Annotated in this window: 21 protein-coding genes, 1 tRNA gene and 3 pseudogenes; 18 read left to right on the top strand and 7 right to left on the bottom strand. The window is 71.1% G+C overall.

The annotated features are described in order from the left end of the window. Nucleotides 1-40 precede the first annotated feature (40 nt). Nucleotides 41-577, top strand: a complete 537-nt coding sequence (locus QQK49_RS10385) for a hemerythrin domain-containing protein (protein WP_284305878.1) — start codon at nt 41-43, stop codon at nt 575-577. Between the two features lie 122 nt (nt 578-699). Here the strand turns inward: QQK49_RS10385 and QQK49_RS10380 are convergent. The 3 genes and pseudogenes from QQK49_RS10380 to QQK49_RS10370 form a co-directional block, all read right to left on the bottom strand. Beyond that, nucleotides 700-1,179, bottom strand: a pseudogene (locus QQK49_RS10380) (YbaK/EbsC family protein); the annotation flags it as partial. 156 nt (nt 1,180-1,335) lie between these two features. Then, the gene (locus tag QQK49_RS10375; RefSeq protein ID WP_284303841.1) at nt 1,336-1,839 is read right to left on the bottom strand and encodes an FtsX-like permease family protein; all 504 of its coding nucleotides are present in this window, start codon (nt 1,837-1,839) and stop codon (nt 1,336-1,338) included. After that, nucleotides 1,836-2,564 carry an ATP-binding cassette domain-containing protein gene (locus QQK49_RS10370; protein ID WP_284303840.1) on the bottom strand — a complete coding sequence of 243 codons (729 nt, stop codon included), beginning with the start codon at nt 2,562-2,564 and terminating at the stop codon, nt 1,836-1,838. Before QQK49_RS10370 ends, QQK49_RS10375 begins: the two co-directional genes overlap by 4 nt. 297 nt (nt 2,565-2,861) lie before the next feature. Between QQK49_RS10370 and QQK49_RS10365 the strand changes: the two genes are divergently transcribed. From QQK49_RS10365 to obgE, 5 genes are all read left to right on the top strand, one after another. Continuing rightward, nucleotides 2,862-3,674: a TIGR03936 family radical SAM-associated protein gene (locus QQK49_RS10365; protein ID WP_284303839.1), complete on the top strand. Its 813-nt coding sequence runs from the start codon at nt 2,862-2,864 to the stop codon at nt 3,672-3,674. Between the two features lie 120 nt (nt 3,675-3,794). Then, nucleotides 3,795-7,211 (top strand): Rne/Rng family ribonuclease, encoded by a 3,417-nt coding sequence (locus QQK49_RS10360; protein ID WP_284303838.1) that lies wholly within the window; start codon nt 3,795-3,797, stop codon nt 7,209-7,211. Nucleotides 7,212-7,474: 263 nt separating this feature from the next. Further along, the gene (gene rplU, locus QQK49_RS10355; protein WP_284303837.1) at nt 7,475-7,783 is read left to right on the top strand and encodes a 50S ribosomal protein L21; all 309 of its coding nucleotides are present in this window, start codon (nt 7,475-7,477) and stop codon (nt 7,781-7,783) included. Between the two features lie 37 nt (nt 7,784-7,820). Continuing rightward, a complete protein-coding gene (gene rpmA / locus QQK49_RS10350; RefSeq protein ID WP_284303836.1) occupies nt 7,821-8,072 on the top strand; it encodes a 50S ribosomal protein L27 in 252 nt (83 codons plus the stop codon). A 337-nt stretch (nt 8,073-8,409) separates the two neighbouring features. Continuing rightward, nucleotides 8,410-9,948 (top strand): GTPase ObgE, encoded by a 1,539-nt coding sequence (obgE, locus tag QQK49_RS10345; RefSeq protein ID WP_284303835.1) that lies wholly within the window; start codon nt 8,410-8,412, stop codon nt 9,946-9,948. Between the two features lie 103 nt (nt 9,949-10,051). Here obgE and QQK49_RS10340 read toward each other — a convergent pair whose 3' ends face one another. Next, nucleotides 10,052-11,656, bottom strand: coding sequence for a methyl-accepting chemotaxis protein (locus tag QQK49_RS10340; protein WP_284303834.1), 1,605 nt, complete (start codon nt 11,654-11,656; stop codon nt 10,052-10,054). 190 nt (nt 11,657-11,846) lie between these two features. Here QQK49_RS10340 and QQK49_RS10335 point away from each other — a divergent pair, with 190 nt between their 5' ends. The 5 genes and pseudogenes from QQK49_RS10335 (at nt 11,847) to QQK49_RS10315 (ending at nt 16,349) form a co-directional block, all read left to right on the top strand. Then, nucleotides 11,847-12,281 (top strand): hypothetical protein, encoded by a 435-nt coding sequence (locus QQK49_RS10335; RefSeq protein WP_284303833.1) that lies wholly within the window; start codon nt 11,847-11,849, stop codon nt 12,279-12,281. Nucleotides 12,282-12,483: 202 nt separating this feature from the next. Next, nucleotides 12,484-13,577, top strand: a pseudogene (proB, locus tag QQK49_RS10330) (glutamate 5-kinase). Nucleotides 13,578-13,661: 84 nt separating this feature from the next. Continuing rightward, nucleotides 13,662-14,165, top strand: coding sequence for a GNAT family N-acetyltransferase (locus tag QQK49_RS10325; RefSeq protein ID WP_284303832.1), 504 nt, complete (start codon nt 13,662-13,664; stop codon nt 14,163-14,165). Between the two features lie 132 nt (nt 14,166-14,297). Then, nucleotides 14,298-15,593, top strand: coding sequence for a glutamate-5-semialdehyde dehydrogenase (locus QQK49_RS10320; protein ID WP_284303831.1), 1,296 nt, complete (start codon nt 14,298-14,300; stop codon nt 15,591-15,593). 63 nt (nt 15,594-15,656) lie between these two features. After that, nucleotides 15,657-16,349 (top strand): class I SAM-dependent methyltransferase, encoded by a 693-nt coding sequence (locus QQK49_RS10315; RefSeq protein ID WP_284303830.1) that lies wholly within the window; start codon nt 15,657-15,659, stop codon nt 16,347-16,349. 117 nt (nt 16,350-16,466) lie between these two features. On the opposite strand, the gene QQK49_RS10310 is transcribed toward QQK49_RS10315, so the two are convergent. Next, the gene (locus tag QQK49_RS10310) at nt 16,467-17,609 is read right to left on the bottom strand and encodes a glycosyltransferase family 2 protein (RefSeq protein WP_348536159.1); all 1,143 of its coding nucleotides are present in this window, start codon (nt 17,607-17,609) and stop codon (nt 16,467-16,469) included. Nucleotides 17,610-17,776: 167 nt separating this feature from the next. On the opposite strand from QQK49_RS10310, the gene QQK49_RS10305 reads away from it, so the two are divergent. From QQK49_RS10305 to QQK49_RS10285, 5 genes are all read left to right on the top strand, one after another. Further along, nucleotides 17,777-18,028 (top strand): hypothetical protein, encoded by a 252-nt coding sequence (locus tag QQK49_RS10305; protein ID WP_284303829.1) that lies wholly within the window; start codon nt 17,777-17,779, stop codon nt 18,026-18,028. Beyond that, the gene (gene nadD / locus QQK49_RS10300; RefSeq protein WP_284305877.1) at nt 18,025-18,660 is read left to right on the top strand and encodes a nicotinate-nucleotide adenylyltransferase; all 636 of its coding nucleotides are present in this window, start codon (nt 18,025-18,027) and stop codon (nt 18,658-18,660) included. The genes QQK49_RS10305 and nadD overlap by 4 nt, the downstream gene beginning before the upstream one ends. Nucleotides 18,661-18,705: 45 nt before the next feature. After that, nucleotides 18,706-19,188, top strand: coding sequence for a ribosome silencing factor (gene rsfS / locus QQK49_RS10295; protein WP_284303828.1), 483 nt, complete (start codon nt 18,706-18,708; stop codon nt 19,186-19,188). Continuing rightward, nucleotides 19,185-19,850: a histidine phosphatase family protein gene (locus QQK49_RS10290; RefSeq protein ID WP_284303827.1), complete on the top strand. Its 666-nt coding sequence runs from the start codon at nt 19,185-19,187 to the stop codon at nt 19,848-19,850. Before rsfS ends, QQK49_RS10290 begins: the two co-directional genes overlap by 4 nt. A 71-nt stretch (nt 19,851-19,921) precedes the next feature. Then, nucleotides 19,922-19,994: transfer RNA gene (locus QQK49_RS10285), tRNA-Ala, on the top strand. A gap of 301 nt (nt 19,995-20,295) precedes the next feature. Here the strand turns inward: QQK49_RS10285 and QQK49_RS10280 are convergent. Then, complete coding sequence (locus QQK49_RS10280; RefSeq protein WP_284303826.1) at nt 20,296-21,117, bottom strand: siderophore-interacting protein; 822 nt, start codon at nt 21,115-21,117, stop codon at nt 20,296-20,298. Nucleotides 21,118-21,211: 94 nt separating this feature from the next. Between QQK49_RS10280 and QQK49_RS22800 the strand changes: the two are divergent. Beyond that, nucleotides 21,212-21,382: pseudogene (locus tag QQK49_RS22800) on the top strand (type II toxin-antitoxin system Phd/YefM family antitoxin); the annotation flags it as partial. A gap of 133 nt (nt 21,383-21,515) precedes the next feature. After that, the gene (locus tag QQK49_RS10275; protein ID WP_284303825.1) at nt 21,516-21,914 is read left to right on the top strand and encodes a type II toxin-antitoxin system VapC family toxin; all 399 of its coding nucleotides are present in this window, start codon (nt 21,516-21,518) and stop codon (nt 21,912-21,914) included. Between the two features lie 332 nt (nt 21,915-22,246). On the opposite strand, the gene QQK49_RS10270 is transcribed toward QQK49_RS10275, so the two are convergent. Next, nucleotides 22,247-22,639, bottom strand: coding sequence for a Fur family transcriptional regulator (locus QQK49_RS10270; RefSeq protein WP_284303824.1), 393 nt, complete (start codon nt 22,637-22,639; stop codon nt 22,247-22,249). Between the last annotated feature and the right edge of the window lie 42 nt (nt 22,640-22,681).

Here is a 22,681-nt window from a genome sequence, read left to right as displayed (position 1 = left end):
CGGGAGTGCCATTCTGGACGGACTCGAGCAAGGAGACCCCATGTGCCAGTACTGCGGCTGTCAGGAGATCGGGCCCATCGGAGCCCTGATGGACGACCACTTCGAGATCCGCAACCTCTGCGGTCGCATCCGCGGCCATGTCCTCGCGGGGGAGAAGGGAGAGGCCGTGGCCCTGGTGCGTGAGTTGCAGCGCACGTTCGGTGTGCACAACAGCGTCGAGGAGGGTGGGCTCTACCTGTCGATGACGCGGTTCGAGGAGTACGAGGAGAAGGCGGGCACCCTCTACGACGAGCACGACGCCCTGGACGAGGTGATCGACGATCTCCTCGCCGAGGACGCCGCCGGCCGGACCGAGGGCATCGACTTCGCCCCGTTGTTGGCCGAGTTCGAGATCCTTGTCGAGCACATCAACCACGAGGAGAACGGGTTGTTCCCGGCTGCAGCTGTCATCCTCGACCCGGAGGACTGGACCCGGTGCGAGCGGCTGCGGGACGAGGCCACGGCCCGCCTCGATCGTCCGTTGTGGGCGGCGCAGAACGCGGCGGCACCCCCGGCCCGGTTCGAACCTCTCGGCTGAGCAAGGATCCTCACCTCACGCCCGGGCGCCGCGCACCGCCTGCTTGGCGGCGCCTGAAGTCGCGGGTCAGTCGCGGGGAGCGCCAGCGGCACGACGCGGGCACCCGGCAGGGCCGCGAGGTCGGCGCCGTCGAGGAGGATCTTCGATCCCCGCACACCCCCACCGATGACGACGGGGCCGGCGTCGACGACGGCCTGATCCACGAGGATCACCCAGTCCTCCGGCAGCCCGATCGGGGTGATGCCGCCGGAGGTCATGCCGGTGCGGGCCTCGGTGTCGTCCTGGTCGGCGAAGCTGACCTTGCGGGCGTCGAGCTCCTTGCGGACGGTCTTGTTGATGTCGGCCTTGTCCGTCGCGAGCACCATGACCGCGGCGTGGGTCTCCCGGTCGCCGCGGCGACCGAGCACGACCACGCAGTTGGCGCTGGCCTCGGGCGCGACGTCGTAGGTCTCGCAGAACGCGGCGGTGTCGGCCACGTGCGGATCGATCTTCGCGACCCTCGCGTTCGGCACGTGCGCGGCGGCCGCGGCGACGGGCGGGGCGAGCAGCTCACCGGCCTCCGCGAGTGGTGTCCAGGTCAGGTTTCCTTCGGCGCTGGGCATGCACGCCAGCCTGCCACGGCGAGGTCGGCCGTGTCGTTCCCTGTCGACCCTCGGCCAACGACGGAGGACCGCATCGCAGAAGGCAGCCGAATGGTCGTGATGACGACCAGTTCGGTGCCTTCTGCGATGCAGTCTGTGGTGGCGGGCCGAGCTCGGTCAGGAGCGGGTGGCGCTGCGGACCCGCCACACCACGACCCCGGCCAGGGCCAGGGCGAACAACGCGAACGGCACGAGCATGGCCGCCGCGGTGGGGGTGAGGTCGGCGCCGCCGAAGGCCACGGCCCAGCACAGGGCCAGGTGGGCGAGCACGCCGACGACCACCCCGGGGAGTGCGGAGTCGAGGACCTCGAGCGTGCAGACGAGCGTCGTCTGGAGGCGGGAGGCCCCGGCCGATCGCAACACCTCGAGGCGGCGGTCCTGGTCACGTTGCAACAGCGAGCGGACGGCGATGACGGCGGTCAGGGCCAGGGCCAGGACGAGGACGACGAGCGCGCCCAGCAGGCTGCGGTTCAGATCCGTGGAGTGGCGGGCGAGCTGGACCAGCCCGGTGGCGGCCAGCAGTGCCCAGGCCACCAGGCCGAACGAGGCGGCCACGGCGAGATCGCGTGGTCGCTGCGAGGTCGAACGCAGCAGCCACCACAGGCGCAGGGCTGCACTCACAGGAGCGCCTGGGGTGCGTACAGCACCTCACGGGTGGCGATGCGACCACCGGAGATGACGACGGTGCGTGCGCACGTCGCGGCCGTGCGCGCGCGGGCCGTGGCGAGCAGGAGGGCGGCGTCGATGCGTGCGCATCCCGCGATGAGCAGGTCGAGCACCTCCGCGGTCTCGTCGGTGGACAGGTTCGCGGTGGGGTCGTCGACGACGACCAGCGCGGGTTCGGTGACGAGCGCGCGGCCGAGGGCGACCAGGGCGCGGTCTCGATCCGACAGGTCACCGACCCGTCGGGCGCCGGCGCCGCTGAGCCCGATGGTGTCGAGGAGGTCGGCGGCGCGGCTCACGGCGGCCCGGTGGGACAGGCCGTCGAGCAGCAGCGGCAGGGCGATGTTCTGCAGGACGGGCAGCTCGGGCAGTGCGGCGGTGGCGTCGAGGGCGATGCCGACGTCGCGGCGGCGCAGGGCACTCATGGCGGAGTCCGTCAGGCGCAGCAGGTCGTGCCCACCCCAGTGGATCCATCCGGCGGCGGGGACGGCGAGCCCGGCGACGACCTCCAGCAGAGCGCGCGGGGCTCCGGAATCGGCACCCGTTCCGAGCACGGCGACGGTCTCACCCGGTGCGACGGTCAGGTCGATGCCGGCCAACAGCTCGCGGCCCCCGCGGGTCAGGCGGAGGTCCTGGGAGACGACGGCACTGGGTGCGGAGATGAGGGCGGCTGCGGTGCTCATGACTCCACTCTGGCGGCCGGCGGCCGTGAGCACATCAGTCCGGAGGCCTATTCCGCCTCATCCTCCGGTATGGTCCGCACCCTCCTCAAGGGGTAGGGGAGGACCCCGGCTGCAACCCCGGGCCCGGCCGGGGTCGTCCCTGGTCAGAGGGTCCTCGCGGCACGTCGTCGCCCACCGGCGCGGCCGGGGTCGGAGCGGCCTTCGCCCAGGTCTGAGTATCCGTACTCATCCCTGAGGGGTCTGCGGCCACCGGCGCGGGCGATCGGGGTCGCCGCCGACACGGGTAGCCTTGCGCGAATGGCCCGTCAGCGTGTTCCCGAAGGACCTCCCGCGATCCCCCCGGTGCAGAAGTTGCGCATCCGGTACGCCAAGCGGGGTCGTCTGAGGTTCAGCTCGACCCGCGACTACCAGCGGGCGTTGGAGCGCGCCGTGCGCCGCGCCGGGGTGCCGATGGCCTACTCGGCGGGATTCCACCCCCACCCCAAGATCAGCTACGCCAACGCCGCGCCCACCGGCACGGCCAGCGAGGCGGAGTACGTCGAGATCTCCGTCGTGGAACGCCTCGACCCCGAGCGTCTGCGTGAGGCGCTCGACGCGGCGCTGCCGGTGGGCTACGACGTCCTCACCGTCGTCGAGGCGGCACCGGGAGCGCTGGCCGATTCACTCGAGGCCAGCCTCTGGGAGGTCGTGCTGCCGGGCGTCACCCCGGACGGGGCCCGCGCGGCGCTCGACACCTTCCTCGGACTGCCCGAAGTGCTCGTGACCAGGACCTTCAAGAAGGGGCCGCGCACCTTCGACGTGCGTGAGGCCGTCCTGGACGCGGTGGTGACGGACGCCGGTGTCGACCGCGCCGCGACGGCTGCGGCGACCTCTTGTGCGATACTGCGGATGGTCGTACGGCACACCACACCCGCCGTGCGCCCCGATGACGTCCTGACCGCGCTGCGTACCGCCGCCGCCTTGGACCCGCCTGCGCCGCCCATGGTGACCCGGCTGGCCCAAGGGCCGCTGCTCGAGGTTCCCCCGCGGGTGGCCGACCCATTGGTCACCGAACAGGTCGCCGTCGGCGTCGATGCGGTGCCGCGCGACACGCGAGCCGAATCGACGTAACGACAGGACTTCCGTCGTGCCGAACCCGGCACGACGACGCCGGACCGCGCACCGCGCGACGGGGAACGGCCGTGATGGCCGGGTGTGGTCTCCGTTCGCGGATGACGGAAGGAACGCCGTATGGCTTCCAACACAGACGACAGCAGCACCCCCACCGACGCGAACGACGCGCAGCAACCCGAGGCGATGCAGGCCGCCCCTGCCGGAGACGACATCGTCCCCGCCGCCGAGGCCAAGCCCGCCCGCAAGCGTGCGACGCGCAGCGGAACTCCCCGCACCGCCGCCTCCCGGGCCGAGGCCGCCAAGAAGGCCGCCGCCACGCGCGCACGGAAGAAGGCCGAGGCCGCGGCCGCAGCGGCCGGTGCCCCGGTGAGCGAGCCGATCCCCGCCGAGGACGAGGTCGCCCCGCCCGAGAACGAGATCCCCTCCGCACCGGAGGCGTTCGCCGCGGCGGCACCGCCCGCCGACGCCGTGCCCGAGCCGGTGGCGGGCGCCATCGAGCCCGCGGTCGACTCCCTGGCCGACCCGATGAGCGACCCCGTGGTGCTCGCCGCCCGTGGTCTGGGCCGGGAGTCCGACACCTCCGAGCAGGCCGCCGAGGCACGTGGTCAGGCTCCGGCTCCCGGGTTCGGCCTGCTGTTCCAGGCGCCGACAGTGGCCGTCGAGCCGGTGCGTTCCGCGGCTCCGACCGAGGACGACGAGGACACGAAGTCCGACATCGACTCCAGCGACGAGAGCGACGACGCGAGCGGGTCGAGCGAGGAGACCGGTGGCCGGCGCTCCTCACGCAGCCGTGGTCGCCGCCGCGGCTCTCGTTCACGGCGCGACGACGACCGTGACGACAGCGGCGACGACGACCGTGACGACGCCGGCGACGACAGCACCGACGACTCCGACGACACCCGCGGCTCACGACGTCGCTCCGGCGGCTCCGGCGGGCGCGGCTCCGAGGACCGAGGCGACGATTCCTCGCGTGACTCCGACGACTCGGACACGGACGACGATGACGACTCCGATTCGGACGACTCCGGTGCGGGTGGTCGCGGCCGCCGGCGCCGTGGAGGCCGTGGCCGTCGCCGCGCCGGCAAGGGCGGGGACTCCGACGACTCCTCGCGCGACGACGACTCGGGCGACACCGACGACTCGCGCGGCGACGACTCGAGCGACTCCGACGACGACTCGAACGACGACTCCGGTGACAACGGCGAGTCCTCCGGCGGCGGCCGCCGTCGCAGGCGTCGTCGTCGCAGCGGCAGCGCCACCGACGGGGACGACCCGCCCGGCACCGTGACCAAGGTGCGCGAGCCGCGTGACTCCGGCAAGGACACCGCCACCGGCATCAAGGGCTCCACCCGCCTGGAGGCCAAGCGTCAGCGTCGCCGTGAGGGACGCGAGGCCGGACGCCGCCGCACGATCATCACCGAGGCCGAGTTCCTCGCCCGCCGTGAGAGCGTCGAGCGGGTCATGGTCGTGCGCGACCGTGGCGACCACACGCAGATCGGCGTCCTCGAGGACGGCGTGCTGGTGGAGCACTACATCTCCGGCGGCGGCACGGCTGCCGGTGCCGCGGGTGGGGCCGGTGCCTCGATGGCCGGCAACGTCTACCTCGGCCGCGTGCAGAACGTGCTGCCGAGCATGGAGGCCGCGTTCATCGACATCGGTCGCGGACGCAACGCCGTGCTGTACGCCGGTGAGGTCAACTGGGACGCCGCCGGGCTCGAGCAGCACAAGGCCCGCCGCATCGAGAACGCGCTGTCCTCGGGGCAGTCGGTCGTCGTGCAGGTCACCAAGGACCCCATCGGGCACAAGGGTGCGCGCCTGACCTCCCAGGTCTCGCTGCCCGGGCGGTACCTCGTGTACGTGCCGGACGGGTCGATGACGGGGATCTCGCGCAAGCTGCCCGACACCGAGCGCGCGCGTCTGAAGAAGATCCTCAAGCAGATCGTTCCCGACGACGCGGGCGTCATCGTGCGCACCGCGGCCGAGGGAGCCTCGGAGGCCGAGCTGACCGCCGACGTCGAACGGCTGCGTCGGGCCTGGGAGAAGATCCAGAAGAAGGCCAAGACCGGCAACGCGCCCGTGCTCCTGCACGGCGAGCCCGACCTCACCACGCGCGTCGTGCGCGACGTGTTCAACGAGGACTTCACCAAGCTCGTCGTCGCCGGCGCCCGCTCCTGGGAGTCGATCAGCGACTACGTCGACTCGGTGGCCCCCGACCTCGCCGACCGTCTGCACAAGTGGACGGGGGAGAAGGACGTCTTCTCCGACTACCGCATCGACGAGCAGATCTCCAAGGCGATGGACCGCAAGGTGTGGCTGCCCTCGGGTGGGTCGCTGGTCATCGACCGCACCGAGGCGATGACGGTCGTCGACGTCAACACCGGCAAGTTCACCGGCTCCGGGGGCAACCTCGAGGAGACGGTGACCAAGAACAACATCGAGGCGGCCGAGGAGATCGTCCGCCAGCTCCGGCTGCGTGACATCGGCGGCATCATCGTCGTCGACTTCATCGACATGGTGCTCGAGTCCAACCGCGACCTCGTCGTCCGGCGCCTGCTCGAGTGCCTCGGGCGCGACCGCACCAAGCACCAGGTCGCCGAGGTCACCTCGCTCGGTCTGGTGCAGATGACGCGCAAGCGGGTCGGGGCCGGGCTCATCGAGGTGTTCTCCGAGCCGTGCGAGCACTGCAGTGGGCGCGGTGTCGTCATCAGCGCCGAGCCCCTGGACCGTTCGGCGGCGTCGTCCGACAGCGGATCGGGCGGGGACAGCCGCGGCGGACGTCGCGGCCGGCGCGCCAAAGGCGGCAACGACCGGAACGACCGGAACGACAAGCAGACTCAGCCCGAGCCGCAGACGCCGAGCGGTCCGACGCCGGCGCAGATCGCCGCTGCCGCCTACGCCGCGGCCGTGCAGTCTCACGAGGCGGGGGACTCCGAGGACGACGAGCAGGACGCCGCCGAGCGGACCGCCGCGGTCGAGGCCATCGTCGAGGAGCACCTCGCCGGGGCCGAGGTTCCGGTGCCCACGGCGGCCGACGCCGACGGCGACGTCCCCGAACCGGCCGATGTGTCCTCACGCGGCTCCCGGAGCACGCGCCGGACGGGCCGGGTCGGCGGACGGGTCAAGCCCGTCGATGCCGACGCCGCCACCGACGCACAGGGGGAGTCCGCCGAGCGCGAGACTCCGGCGTCCCCGACGCCGACGCCCGACGCCGAGGACCCCGCACCCGCGAAGGCCCCGGCACGTCGCCGGGCCGGTCGACGGGCGGCCGCGGCTCCCGTCGCTGCACCGTCGGGGACCGAGGCCGGTGTGTTCACGGCCGAGGAGGCCCCGCCGGCCAAGGAACCGCTCACCGTCTCCGCAGCTCAGGCGGCGGCTGAGGGCGCGACCGCCGGTCAGGTGGACGACGTCATCGCTCCCGCCGGCGAACCCGCCGCGGAGCCGGCACCGGCACCCCGACGTCGTCGCGCGGCCCGCCGTGCCGCCGGCGCCCCCGCCGGCCCGCCCCCGGGCTCCGGCGACACCGATTCGGACTGACCGACACACCGTGCGGATCTCGCTCCCGACCCCGGCCCGCCGCCCGGGTCGGGAGCGGGGCGTCCACCAGCCCTCGGACGTCACGGCCCCGTCCCGCGTTTGGTTCAGACCTGACGCATCACGTACTCTGGTGTGTCGGTGCGCCCACCGAGATCCGTGCTTCGCGAGTTCGTGTCCGTCGTGACTCCCCGAGTCACCGGCCGAACCCGTCTCTACGGGCCGGTCGAAAGAGGTGCTTCGTACGACCACACAGGAGTTCCACCATGTATGCGATCGTCCGCGCAGGCGGCCGTCAGGAGAAGGTGTCCGTCGGAGACCTTCTCATCGTCGACAAGCTGAAGGGTGAGCCGGGCGACTCCGTCGAGCTGCCCCCGCTGCTCCTCGTCGACGGCGACAAGATCACCAGCGACGCCTCCGCTCTCGCGAAGGTCACGGTCTCGGCAGAGATCATCAAGCCCACCAAGGGCCCCAAGATCACCATCATGAAGTACAAGAACAAGACCGGCTACAAGAAGCGTCAGGGTCACCGTCAGCACTCGACGCAGATCAAGGTCACCGCGATCGACGCCTGAGGCGTCGATTCTCAGGCAGCGAGAGGCAGGCAGCGACATGGCACACAAGAAGGGTGCGTCCAGCTCCAAGAACGGACGCGACTCCAACGCCCAATTCCTCGGCGTCAAGCGCTTCGGCGGCCAGGTGGTCAACGCGGGCGAGATCCTCGTCCGTCAGCGCGGCACCCACTTCCACCCCGGCATCAACGTCGGCCGTGGCAAGGACGACACCCTGTTCGCCCTTGCCGCCGGTGAAGTGAGCTTCGGCTCCAAGCGCGGCCGCAAGACCGTCAACATCCAGTCGGCCTGACGGCCGACCGGAAGGCGTTGACGCGACTTCGTCGCGGCGTTCTTCTGTTCCGGTCAACCAAGCTCGCTTCGCTCGACGGACCGGAAGGCGTTGGCGCGACTTCGTCGCGGCGTTCTTCTGTTCCGGTCAACCAAGCTCGCTTCGCTCGACGGTTGACCGGCAAAATCCGAATCCCGGGACTCACCGTTGGCGGTGGTCCCGGGATTCGGATTTAGGGGCGTGGGTCGAGGTTCGTTTCGACAGTGGTCACCCCCGGGGCCGCCGGCTCTCTACGCTCGGGTCGAGGACCCCCTGGCGCCACAGCACTGCAGCCGCATCGCGGCAGGAGGAGAAACCCATGGCAGCACCGACCTTCGTCGACCGCGTCACCCTGCACGTCAGCGGCGGCAACGGGGGACACGGCGTCGCCTCGGTGCGCCGGGAGAAGTTCAAACCCCTCGGCGGGCCCGACGGCGGCAACGGCGGCAACGGCGGTGACGTCATCGTGCGGGTCGACCACCAGGTCACCACCCTCCTCGACTACCACCACAGCCCCCACCGCCGCGCCCAGAACGGCCGCCCCGGCGAAGGCGACGAACGCAACGGCGGCGCCGGCGAAGACCTCGTCCTGCCCGTGCCCGACGGCACCGTCGTCAAGAACTCCCGCGGTGAGGTCGTCGCCGACCTCGTCGGCGCCGGAAGCGAATACATCGCCGCCCGCGGCGGACGCGGCGGCCTCGGCAACAAGGCCCTCGCCTCACCCCGCCGCAAGGCCCCCGGCTTCGCGCTCCTCGGCGAACCCGGCGACAGCAGCGACCTCGTCCTCGAACTCAAGACCCTCGCCGACGTCGCCCTCATCGGCTTCCCCTCCGCCGGCAAGTCCAGCCTCGTGTCCGTCATCTCGGCCGCCAAGCCCAAGATCGCCGACTACCCCTTCACGACCCTCGTGCCCAACCTCGGCGTCGTCACCGCCGGCGACGTCCGCTACACCGTCGCCGACGTGCCCGGCCTCATCCCCGGTGCTCACGAGGGCCGCGGACTCGGCCTGGAGTTCCTGCGCCACGTCGAACGCTGCTCGGTGCTCGTCCACGTCGTCGACTGCGCCACCCTCGACCCCGGGCGCGACCCCATGAGCGACCTCGACGTCATCGAGGACGAACTACGCCAGTACGTCCCCGACGAGGCCCTCGGCGGCCGGCCGCTGTCCGAACGCACCCGCATCGTCGTCCTCAACAAGGCCGACGTCCCCGAGGCGCGCGAGCTCGCCGAGTTCGTCCGCCCCGACCTCGAGGCGCGCGGCCTGGAGGTGCACGTCGTCTCCGCCGTGGCGCGCACCGGGCTCAAGGAACTGACGTTCGCCCTGGCCCGCCACGTCGCCGCGTCCCGCGCGGAGATCGGCGAGGTGCAGCGCACCCGCGTCGTCCTGCGCCCCAAGGCCGTCGACGACCAGGGCTTCTCGGTCAAGCGCGAGAACACGCCCGAGGGCGAGGTCTTCCGCGTGCTCGGCACCCGCCCCACCCGGTGGGTCAAGCAGACCGACTTCACCAACGACGAGGCCGTCGGCTACCTCGCCGATCGCCTCGCGCGCGCAGGCGTCGAGGAAGCGCTGGTCAAGGCCGGCGCCGTCGCCGGCGATACCGTGGTCATCGGCACGGCCGAGGACTCGGTCGTCTTCGACTGGGAGCCCACCCTCTCCTCGGGGGCGGAGCTCCTCGGCACCGTCGGACCCCGCGGGACCGACATCCGCCTCTCCGAGAGCCACCGGCCCACCCGCGCCGAGAAGCGGGATGACTACGACCTCCGTCGGGCCGCCAAGCAGGCCGCGCGCGACGAGCTCGCCGAAGAGCGGCGGGCCGGTCTGTGGACCCCCGACTCCGACGACGCACCCGGCTCCTGACACCGCCGGATCAACGACAGACACACCGCAGACGGCGCCGCCCCGATCCTTGTTGAGGAATCGGGGCGGCGCCGTCGTGCCGTGTGCCGAGCGCAGGCGTGACTCAAACCTGGAAGGCGTGCACCCGCTGACGGAGTTCGTCGCTGAGACCGGCCAGCTCGTCGAACGACTTCGTCATCGACTCCACGGTCGAGGACGCCTGACCCGCCGTCGTCGCGATCGAGTTGAGGCCGGAGGCGATCTGGGTGCTGCCGCCTGCCGCGTCGGTGACGTTGCGGCCCATCTCGTTCGTCGTGGCGGTCTGCTCCTCCACGGCCGAGGCGATGGTGGACTGGGTGTCGTTGATCTGCGCGATGATCGAGCTGATCTGGCTGATCGCCGCCACGGCGGCCTGCGTGTCGACCTGGATGGCCTCGACGCGGGCGCCGATGTCCTCGGTGGCCTTGGCGGTCTCCTGCGCGAGGTCCTTCACCTCGTTGGCGACGACGGCGAAGCCCTTGCCGGCCTCGCCGGCGCGGGCGGCCTCGATGGTGGCGTTGAGGGCCAGCAGGTTGGTCTGCTCGGCGATGCTCGTGATCGTCTTGATGACGTGCCCGATCTCGATGCTGGACTCGCCCAGCTTGGCGACGGTCGCGTTGGTCTGGTCGGCCACGCCCACGGCGGAGGCGGCCACGTGCGCGGCGTCGTTGGCGGACTTGGCGATCTCGCGGATGCTGGCGGTCATCTCCTCGGTGCCCGCGGCGACGGTCTGCACGTTCTCCGAGACCAGGCCCGCTGAGCGCGAGATCGTCGTCGCCTCGTCGGCCGAGCGCGCCGACCCCTGCGCGACCGTCTTGGCCGACGCGTGCAGGTTCTCCACGGCGTCGGTCACCCGACGGCTCGTGTCGGAGACCTGCGTGATGAGCCCACCGATGGTGGCGAGGGAGGAGTCCAGGGCCGCGGCGGCCTGACCCGCCTCGTCGCCGCTGACGACGCCCGTGCGCTGGGACAGGTCACCGCGGGCGGCAGCCTCGGCTACGTCCTGGATCCGACGCACCCGCCGGACGATGGAACGACCCACCAGGCGTGCGGCGATGAGCGCAGCGATGATGCCGAGAACCGAGACGAGGGCGATGAGCAGCATCACCCGGGTGGCCGTGGCCGAGGCCTCCTGCGCCGCCTCGGCCGCCGACGCCTGCATGAGCGCCGAGATCTTGTCGAGGTTGGTCGCGACCCGCTCACCGACGGGGATCAGGGTCTGGGAGCGCAGTTCGTTGCCCTCCTCGACCTTGTTCTCGTTGAACAGCTTGTCGACCGCGATCAGCGCGTTGACGTAGGCGTTGATGTCGGCGTCGACGGCCTGCGCGACGCCACGCTGCTCGTCGTCGAGGTCGGCGCGCTCGGAGAAGGCCTTGGAGTTCACGCGGAGTCGGTCGATGACACCCACGCGGGCCTTCGCGATCTCCTCCTTGCGAGCCGGGTCCGTCATGAGCGCACGGTTGGCCGACAGCAGCCGCATCTGAGTGTTGTCGTACTTGAGGGCCTCGGCCTTGGCGATGCCGTCGACGTGCTCCTGATGCATGGCCGTGTTGAGGCCGGCCAGAGAGCGCACGCCGCCCACCGCGACCACACCGACGACGAGCGTCGTGAGAGCCACGAGGGCCACGACCGCGATGATCTTGCCGACGGTTCCCATGGCCCGTCCTTGGGCCGGGGTGTTGCTGCTCATGATGGTCCTTCATCCGCAGGTGAGTGAGACGCCCTGTGGGCGCTGCCATCCCATCGGCCGGACGTCCGCGCTGTTGAGTTGTGTCCAAGGACGCTGGTCGGCGTCGGGGTCGCGCCCCTACCCTGATTTCTCCAGCCGTAGGGTCACGCGACACCGGCCCTCGGCGTCGAGGTGCGGAGGGGGTCAGGACATGCTCGTCCAGGACGTGCGGATGCCGATCCAGCCCGCTGTGCCCGTCGTCGCCTCACCCTCACCGGGAGCGACCGCGACGAACACCGGTCGCGCCGAAGAGGATCCGCGCCTGAAGTGGGGCGCCCGCACCCGCGGCGCAGGCCTCGCCGCAGACTTCACCGACCTCGACCGGGCCCTGATCCGCGCGGTCACCGGTGAGGACGTCGGCCTCGTCGGCGACGGCGACCTGTCGCCCTTCGCCACGCAGATCCTTCTCGATCGTCGGCATCGTCGTCTGCCACCGGGGCGTGAGATCGATCTCTCCTACCTCATGCGCACCAGCCGCCGGCTCGCCGGCCTCGGCGAGCACAACCCGTTCTCCGGCGACGCGCTCAGCCGCGCCGTGCACTTCGTGCAGAGCCGCGAGACCGGCCGCCTCGACGTCGTGCTCTGAGAGTCGCGCCCGAGGGCGGAGCGTCCGGGCCCACTCGATGCAACGCGCCGAGACCGCCGCCTATAACCGGCGGTGTCGGCGTCGTGCGGCTCCGAGCCCCGCCCCGGCTTCCTTCCCTCCCGCGGACGCTCGGCTCCCTGCCCGCCCCGAACGCCTACCCTCGGGGGTGAGCCCCGAAGCACTCGCTGCCGCCCGTGACCGCATCCGCGATGCGCAGACCGTCGTAGTCAAGGTCGGATCGAGCTCGCTGACGACGCCGGCGGGTGTGCTCGACGTCGAACGGCTCACCTCCCTCACACAGGCCCTGGCTGCGCGCCGCCTGGCCGGGTCGAAGATCGTCCTTGTTTCCTCCGGCGCCATCGCCGCCGGCATCGTGCCGCTCGGGTACACCACCCGCCCCCGCGACCTCGCCACGCAGCAGGCGGCGGCGAGCGTCGGGCAGGGGCTCTCGTCGCCGCCTACACGCGGGCCTTCGGGGCGCACGGGCTCACCGTGGGGCAGGTGCTGCTCACGGTCGACGACCTCATCCGGCGGATGAACTACGGCAACGCCCGTCGCGCGGTCGGGCGGCTGCTGCATCTGGGAGTCGTCCCCGTGGTCAACGAGAACGACGCCGTCGCCACCGACGAGATCGGGTTCGGCGACAACGACCGCCTGGCCGCCCTCGTGGCCCATCTCACGCACGCCGACGCCCTCGTCCTGCTCACCGACGTCGACGCCCTCTACGACGGGCCGCCGAGCGAGCCCGGCTCGACACGCCTGCAGGTGGTGCGCGGTCAGGAGGACCTCGTCGGAGTCCGGCTGGGCGGCACCGGATCCCGCGTCGGCACCGGCGGCATGGTCACCAAGGTCGAGGCCGCTCGGATCGCCACCGGCGCCGGCGTCACGACCCTGCTCACCAGCGCGAGCAGCATCACCGACGCCCTCAACGGACGCGACGTCGGCACGGTCTTCCTGCCCACGGCGCCGCGGCCGGCGTCGCGGAATCTGTGGCTCGCGCACGCCAGTGAGCCCGACGGGAGGCTCGTCGTCGACGACGGCGCGGTGCGTGCCCTGCGCGGCCGACACGCCTCCCTGCTGCCCGCCGGCATCGTGCGCGTCGAGGGGTCCTTCGACCAGGGCTCACCGGTGGAGGTCGTCGACCGCGCCGGCACCGGGATCGCCCGCGGCCTGGTCGCCTACGGCAGCGACGAACTCCCGCGCCTGCTCGGCCGCAGCACCACGTGGATCGCCGACGTGTTCGGTGAGGCCTACGCCAAGGAGATCATCCACCGCGATCACCTCGTGCTCGTCTGAGCCGCGGGTGCCGGTGGCCCGACTCCGGCGTCGGGACGGGCGGTGAGTTTCGAAGGACCGGCAGGTAGTGGATACCGTCGGTGTATGACCGTTCGCATCGAGCGCGCCCACGTGCGCGACGTCACCCGCGTGAAACCGTTGTGGAAGCTGCTTCTCCAGCGCTACCGGGACTACGCCGCAGGTGACTGGCCGGTCCGTGACCCCAAGGAGGCCTGGGAGCGCCGCCACCAGGAGTACCTGTCGTGGATCAACGACGGCATGGGTGTGATCTACCTCGCGACCGACGACGAGTTCGGTGACACCGGTGTCATCGGCTACGCCGCCCTGCGCTTCGTCGACAGCGGCGCGGCGATGAACCTCGGCGAGGCCATCGGCGTGATCGAGACCGTCGTCGTGCACCCCGACCACCGGGGCCAGGGCGTGGGCAATCAGCTCATGGCGACCTGCCGCCGCGAGCTCGAGAAGCGTGAGATCGCGTTCTGCTGCATCGAGACCCTCTCCACCAACTCCGAGGCGCTGGCCATGGTGGAGAGCAACGGATTCCGTCCATATATGACGCGGCTGATCCGGCGCATCGACATCGACTGAGCCGGCCGGCACTCGTCCGGCGGGACAGCCGAACGGACATCCCGGATGCCACCATGACGGCAGTGAGGCTGTCTCTCCGGCCGTCCGCTCGGGCATCCCACCCACCCAGCCACCCCCACCGAGGAGCCTCCCGTGAGTGAGCAGCAGGTCCGTCCCGACGCCGATCTCGATGTCACCGCCGAGGTCGAACGCCGCGCGCGTCTGGCCAAGGAGGCCGGTCGCGAACTCGCCGCGCTCACGCGGGCCGACAAGGACGCGCTGCTCCTGCGTCTGGCCGACGCGCTGGACGCGGCCGCCCCGACGGTGCTCCCGGCGAACGAGGCCGACCTCGCCGCCGGCCGGGAGGCGGGTCTGGCCGACTCCCTGCTCGACCGACTCCGCCTGGACGAGGCCCGCCTGGCCGCCATCGCCGACGCGGTGCGTCAGGTGGCGGCGTTGCCGGACCCCGTCGGTGAGGTGGTGCGCGGATCGACCCTGCCCAACGGGTTGAAGATCACGCAGGTGCGGGTGCCCATGGGTGTGGTGGGCATGATCTACGAGGCGCGTCCGAACGTCACCGTCGACGCCGCCGCGCTCGCGCTCAAGAGCGGCAACGCGGTGCTGCTGCGCGGAGGTTCGGCCGCGGCGAGGAGCAACCAGGCGCTCGTGGAGGTCATCCGGCAGGTGCTCACCGAGCAGGGAGTGCCGGCCGACGCCGTCGCGTCCGTCGACGACGGTGGGCGCGCGGCGGCACGTGCGCTGATGCGGGCCCGGGGGCTCGTCGACGTTATCATCCCGCGCGGGGGAGCGGGGCTCATCGCGGCCGTCGTGGCCGAGTCGGTGGTGCCGGTCATCGAGACGGGCAGCGGCAACGTGCACGTCTACGTCGATGCTGCGGCCGACCACGAGATGGCCCGGCGGATCGTCGTCAACTCCAAGACGCACCGACCGAGCGTGTGCAACGCCGCCGAGACCCTGCTGATCCACCGCAACGTCGCGCCCGCGCTCCTGCCGGTGCTGCTGGGCGACCTGCACGCGCTGGGAGTCACCCTGTACGGCGACGCCGAGACGCTGCGCCTCGCGGGCGACGTGCCGGTCGAACCCGCCACGGAGGAGTTGTACGACACCGAGTTCCACGGCCTGGAGATGACCGTGGCGGTCCTCGACTCGATCGACGCCGCCCTCGAGCACGTGCGGCGCTACAGCACCGGCCACACCGAGGCGATCGTCACGAACGACCGGGTGGCCGCGCGGCGCTGGACCAGCGGGATCGACGCCGCGGTCGTCATGGTCAACGCGTCCACGCGGTTCACCGACGGCGGCGAGTTCGGTTTCGGCGCCGAGATCGGCATCAGCACCCAGAAGCTGCACGCCCGCGGACCGATGGCGCTGCCCGAACTCACGACGACGACGTGGATCGTCGAGGGCGACGGCCAGGTCAGGAACTGAAGCCACGGGGCGACGCGTTAGAGTCGGACGTCCACCGCAACCGGCAGTCAGGAAGAACATCCGATGGAAGGGACCGAGGTCCGCAAGCTCGCGGCGCTCGAGGACGATCACTGGTGGTACCGCGAGCGGCGCCACATCCTCGCCCGCACCGTGGCCGGGATGACGCCGGGGACGGCGCTCGACATCGGAGCGGCCGGTGGCGGTAACACCCGCGTCCTGCGCGACCTCGGGTGGAACGCGATCCCGTTGGAGTACGGGCCCGAGGGCGCCGAGGTGGCGGCCGAGCGCGACCTGGCGGTCATCCGCGCCGACGCGACACGTCTGCCGATCGCCGACGGGGCACTCGACCTCGTGGTGGCCTACGACCTGCTCGAGCACCTCGTCGACGACGAGGGCTGCGTCTCGGAGGTCATGCGCGTGCTGCGTCCGCACGGGCGGTTCCTCGTGGCGGTGCCGTGCGACCCCAAGCTGTGGAGCGACCACGACGTGGCCGTCGACCACGTGCGCCGCTACACCCGCGAGACCCTCACCGCGCTGCTCGACCGGCCCGGTCTGGAGCTGCGCTCGATGACGTCGTGGAACGTGCTGCTGCGACCGGTCGTCGCGCTGCGTCGCAAGACGAGCAAGGGCAGCGACCTCGAGGACATGCACCCGGTGGTCAACCTGGGCCTGCGCTCCATCGTCACGGCCGAGCGCTACCTGCCCGTCAAGCAACTTCCCGGAGTCACGCTCTTCGCCGACCTCCGCCGCGTCTGATCGCGACAGCTCACCCCGACACCTGAGGCCGTGGCGCTCGAACCGAAGGACATCGCGTCCGGTCTGAGCGCCACCCTCCGGCCTCGGCGTATGGGACCTTGTGTGTGCTCTCCGGTCTCAGTGGCCTCGGCGGGCCATGCGGTCCTCGGCGGACAGGGCCGGTGCCGGTTCGACGGGGGTGCGGCGCGGGACGCCGTGGCGGGTGGAGCCGTTGCGTCCGGACGCGGGCTCCTCGTCGACGAGGGTGATCTGCTCGGTGACGGGGGAGCCGTCGAGCGGTGTCTCCAAGGACGCGTCGTCGACGACCTCGGCCGGCGGACGGACCGCCGTGGACCCGCTCGGCACCGGGGTGGCCGGGGGAGTGTGGGTGATCGCCTCGCCCGGGGACCCGGCGCCCACCTCCGGGGCACTGCCGAAGTCGCGCAGGGAGCGGGCGTCGCGGCGGATCTCGGCGGAGTCGTAGGCGACGAAGTACGTCGGGATGCCCTGCATCATCGTGTACATACGCCCCACGTACTCACCGAGGAGTCCCAGGCAGAGCAACTGGATCGCGCCCACCGCCGACACCGTGACGACCGTGGAGGCCCACCCGGCGACCGCGTGTCCGCTCCACACCGAGATCAGCGCGTAGATGAGGATGAGCAGCGACAGGACTCCACCGAGCAGTCCGCACCACGTGGCCAGGCGCAGCGGCGCCATCGAGTGCGAGGTGAGGGAGTCGATCGACAGCTTGATCATCTTGGTCAGCGGGTACTTGCTGTGCCCCGCCGCGCGCTCCTCGCGACGGTAGGTCACCTGCGCCGACGGGAACCCCAGCGCCGGAACGACCAGCCGCAGCACGCGGTGGTGCTCGGGCAGGGCGTTGACGGCATCGACCGTGGCCCGCGACATGAGACGGAAGTCACCCGCGTCCGGCGGGGCGTCGGTGCCGGAGACGGCCTTCATCGTCGCGTAGAACGCCCGCGCCGTGCCGCGCTTGAACGCGGTGTCGGTGCTGCGGTCGTTGCGCACGCCGTACACCACGTCGACCTTCTCGCTCTTGGCCAGCGCGAGCATCTCGGCGACGACCTCGGGCGGGTCCTGCAGGTCGGCGTCGATCGTCACCATGTAGTCGCCGCGCGAGCGCGCCAGACCGGCGGAGATCGCGGCCTGGTGGCCGGCGTTGGCCCGCAGGCGGATGACGCGGATCTGCGGCCACTCCCGGCGCAGGCGCTGCAGGATGACAGCGGAGTCGTCGGTGCTGCCGTCGTCGACCGTCACGACCTCATAGCTCGACCCCAGAGAATCCAAGACCGGGCGCAGACGATGCACGAGGAGGGGAGGACCTCCTCCTCGTTGTAGACGGGGACGACGACCGACAACTCTGGGTGCATGAGCACAGGGTAGGTGACCGGCCTCGACGCAACCTGCAAGGTAGGCTTTCCCCCATGTCGACATTCATCACGTTCGTGGCCGCCGACCCTGCCGGTGGGAACCATCTGCCGATGCCGGCGTGGGCCTTCGGCGTCCTCGCGCTCGCCGTGTTCGCGGTGCTGCTCCTCTTCGTGTGGATGTTCCGCCACACCGCTCAGGCGATGATCGAAGGCGGCCGGGGGCACGACGCCCGTGGCCACGGCCACGCTCAGGCTCACGGTGCACCTGGTCACGGCGCGCACCCCACGCAAGGGCGCCACCACTGAGACGCCGCCTCGGTGTGATGGGCGGAACGTTCGACCCCATCCACCACGGACACCTCGTCGCCGCGAGCGAGGCTCAACACCTCCTCGGGCTCGACGAGGTGATCTTCGTTCCCACCGGGCATCCGTGGCAGAAGAACCACCGCAGCGTGTCGCGCGCCGAGCACCGCTACCTCATGACGGTCATCGCCACCGCGTCCAACCCGCGGTTCTCGGTCAGTCGCGTCGACATCGACCGCCCGGGCCCCACGTACACGATCGACACGTTGCGTGATCTGCGGACGGCCAACCCCGACGCCGACCTGTTCTTCATCACCGGCGCCGACGCGCTCGAGCAGATCCTGTCGTGGAAGGACGCCGACGAGCTGTTCGACCTGGCCCATTTCGTGGGGGTCACCCGGCCGGGGCATGAACTCAGTGACGAGGGCCTGCCGGAGAAGGGCGTCACGCTCACCGAGGTCCCCGCCATGGCGATCAGTTCCACGGACTGCAGATCGCGGGTCGCGGGCAGCGTCCCCGTCTGGTATCTCGTGCCCGACGGAGTCGTGCAGTACATCAACAAGTACGGTCTGTACCGCCCGCAGAGCCAGGCGGCGGGTGGCGGTCAGCCGGCGCTCGGCGCCGTCCAGGCGTGACCGAGACGATCGCTCGACGCATCCCACACACAGGAGGACACCCGCGTGCCCGCAACGCCCGAGGCCATCGCCCAGGCACGGACGGCCGCCCTCGCGGCCGACGACAAGCTCGCCAGCGACATCGTCGCCATCGACGTCAGCGAACACCTCGCGCTCAGCGACATCTTCGTCATCGCCTCCGCGCCCACGGACCGGCAGGTACAGGCCGTCGTCGACAACGTCGAGGAGAAGATGCGCGAGGCCGGTCACAAGCCGTTGCGGCGCGAGGGGGAGCGGCAGGGGCACTGGGTGCTGCTCGACTTCGGCGACATCATCGTGCACGTGATGCAGGCCGAGGACCGCATGTACTACCAGCTCGAACGCCTGTGGAAGGACGGCCCGATCGTGCCGCTTCCAGGGATCGGCGCGGCTGAGGGCGACCGCGAGGGCGTGCGCGCGGACGGCGAGGCGGACGACGCAGCCAGCGTCGACGTCGACGCCGACGCCGACGAGAACCTCGGCGGGTCGGGGGAGGCGGAGCGGGCGTGACCCCTCCGGTCGACCGTCCGGGGCGTCGCCGGCGGCTGTTGATCCTGCGCCACGGCATCACCGAACACAACGCGCAGGGCATCTGGCAGGGCCACCTCGACAGCGTGCTCAGCGACGAGGGGATCGCCCAGGCGGAGGCTGTGGCCGACGTCATCGCCGGGCACGATCCGAGCCTCGTCGTCACGAGCGACCTGCGCCGCGCCCGCGACACCGCCGAGACCGTGATGCGGGCACTGCCCGGCCGTGAGCTGCGGGTCGACCCGCGTTTTCGCGAGATCCATGTCGGGCAGTGGCAGGGGCTGGCGCAGCAGGAGATGCTCGAACGCTTTCCCGACGCCCCCGATCTGCTGATGGCGGGGGAGGACTTCCGCCGCGGCGACGACGGCGAGACGTACGCCGAGCTGGGCGATCGCGCGGGTGCGGCGCTGGCCGACCTCCTCGAGGATCTGCCCGACGGCGGCACCGCCCTGGTCGTCACCCACGGTGTCACCACGCGGGTGCTGACGGGGGATCTGCTCGGTCTCGACCGCCGCACGTCGTGGACGGTGCTGTCGGGCCTCGGCAACTGCCATTGGGCGGAACTGGGGCAGTACGGCGACCAGTGGCGACTCCACGGCTGGAACCTCCGAGCCCGATTTGGTGCACGGCGGGCCGACGGCTAAACTCATCGGGTGCTCGCGGGCCGCAAGGCTGTTCGAATCGCTACCAGGCTTTTCGACGAGATCGCGAGAACGGGGCTGTGGCGCAGCTGGTAGCGCACCTCCATGGCATGGAGGGGGTCAGGGGTTCGAGTCCCCTCAGCTCCACAGAAGTCGAGAAGATCGAAGCCTGCCCCGCCCGATGGCGGGGCAGGCTTCGTTTCTGGGTCCCTCTGGTGCGGCGACCTGCGTGTTGACGTGGGCGCGAGAACACCGGCCGGGCTCGGCGGGACGACCGCGGATCGAGAACGACCCGGGTGGTCAACGCCGGGCAGGACTGCCGGGTGGCGTGCCGCTGAGCAGGGTCGCCTGGGCCGTGCCCCTAGGTTGCCGGAGGTGACGCTGCTGCGAGCGGTCGATGTCCGATCGCTCGTGACGCATATATCTTCCCCGGTGGTGGGGTGCCGTCTCAGTCGTGCTTCCAGTACCCGCAGAAGGTGATGTCGTCCTTGGGGATGCCCGCCGACACCCAGTGCCGCCGCATACCCGTGGCCAGGCCGGATTCGCCCACCGCCCAGCCGAACACGGGTCCGTCGGGGACGCCCACGCCGCGCGCCTCCGCCAGTGTCGCCCGGCCCGGCACGCTGTGTGGGTCATTCCGCATGACCCAACGCACCTCCACGCCCTCGGGGGCGTCGAGCTCCTGGCGGTCGGCCTCCGTCGGCACCTCGATGACCGCGACCCCACGCGCCTCGCGGGGCAGACTCCCGAGGACGCCCGCCACGGCAGGCAGTCCCGTCTCGTCGGCGGCCAGGAGCAGGTGACGATCGGGTGGGGCGACGAACCCGATTCCCTCGTCGATGATGGCGACCTCGTCACCGACGACACACGTCTGCGCCCAGGTGCTCGCCGGACCGGCCGTGTCCGAGCCGGGGGAGCCGTGCAGGACGAAGTCGACGTCGATCTCCGGCCCGTCGTCGCCGTCGGCCCGATACGCGCGGATGGTGTAGTTGCGCAGCGTGGGCCGCACGGCCTTGGGGATGAGGAGGAACTTGGCGTAGCTCGTCCGCGTGAGGCGGTCGGGCAACCGCTCGAGACCCGCGCCGGGCGCGGGGATGAACAGGCGGAACCATTGGTCGAAACCCATCGGCACGAACTCACCGATGTCGCCGCCGCCCAACGTGACTCGCGACATCGACGGGGTGATCGTTTCCCGGCGGCGAACCCGCAGCCGCAGCGGCCGGCTCACGTCCGGCTTGAGTCGTTGCCTCGTCGTGTCCGTCGTCGCCATACCGATTCCTCCTCGCAGCGCCGCGCGCGTTCTTAAGGGAGCCTAACCTAAGTAGTGCTGCCGTTTTGCGATCTTCCAGGGCAGTCACCTGACCATGACCGCGCCGTCCACCGGCGATGTGCCACGAGGTGCTACGAGGTGCTACGGTCGCACCGTGAAGACGATCAGCCAACGTGAACTGCGCAACGACAACGCCGCGATCATGGCGGGCGTCGAGGCCGGCGAGGTCTACACGGTGACGCGACGAGGTGTGCCGGTGGCCAGGCTCGGCCCCATCGACAGGGAGGCCGACCTGCGGTGCGTCAGGCCTGCGAGATCGCGTCCCGACTTCACGAGCCTCCCCGGGTCGCGAGTGAGGTCAGCACGCAGGACATCCTCACGGATCTGCGCGGCGAGAGATGAGTCGCTGGTACATCGACACCTCCGCAGCGGCGAAACTCCTCGTCGACGAGGAGGAGTCTGCAGCGCTCGCAGACGAACTGGAGGGCCGGCAGCCCGAACTCGTCGCGAGCTATCTTCTCGAGACCGAGGTGCGGCGTGTGGTGCATCGCGTCCCGGCGTTGACGCACGAATCGGCCAGCAGGCTGCTCGACAGCATCGGACTGTACGAATGCCCTCCCTCCCTCTTCCGTGAGGCGGGTCTGCTGCCGGGGTTCGGATTGCGGTCCCTCGATGCGCTCCACCTGGCCACCGCGATCCGGATCGGCGTCGATGCCCTCCTCACGTACGACCTACGGATGCAGGAGGCCGCGCGCGACCTCGGTCTCGCCGTGGTGGCGCCCGGCGCGTCGGGCTGAGGGCGGTAGCTCGCGAACAGCGCGATGTGCATCGACACGACGACTGACAGCGGTTGAAGAACAACACCGACAACATCGACACCGCTCGAACGGCGCGCCCAACCCCCTGACCTGCGGTGATGATGCGAGGCTCATCCTCGATGTCGTCGGTGTTGTTCTTCGATCCGCGGGACGGCGCGCATGCCGGAGAACCCGTTAACCTCGCCAGGGGTGGAGTCCCGGAGGCAGCCGAGCGTGTGTCCGGGGTGGATCACGACGTCGAAGGCGAGGCGCAGTCCAGGAATGGATCCGCCTGACCCAGGGGAGGGTGTCCTCCGGCAGCGGGTGAGGGGTCAGGCGCAGGCGTCGCAGGTGCCGAAGATCTCCAGGGTGTGGGAGACGTTCGTGAAGCCGTGGGAGCGGGCCATCTCGGCCGCCCACTGCTCGGCCGCCGGCTCCTCCACCTCGACGGTGCGGCCGCAGTCGCGGCACACGAGGTGGTGGTGGTGCTCGTCGGATTCGCACAGCCGGTAACGGGCCTCGCCGTCCTCGGCGCGGATCATGTCGACCAGGCCCGTGTCGGCCATGAGGCCCAGGGTGCGGTACACCGTGGCCAGCCCGACGCTGTCGCCACCGCTCCTCATCTTGGCGTGCAGCTCCTGCGCCGACACGAAGTCCGAGGTCTGACGCAGCGTCGCCTCGACGGCGCGACGTTGGCGCGTGTTGCGGCGGTCGGGCTCGGTCATGGTGCTGGAGTGTCCTCTCCTTCGCGCCGCCGGAGTGGGCCG

It is taken from the genome of Mobilicoccus caccae (genome assembly GCF_030161635.1).
GTDB lineage: Bacteria > Actinomycetota > Actinomycetes > Actinomycetales > Dermatophilaceae > Mobilicoccus > Mobilicoccus caccae.
This window is presented reverse-complemented; position numbering and strand designations above follow the sequence as displayed.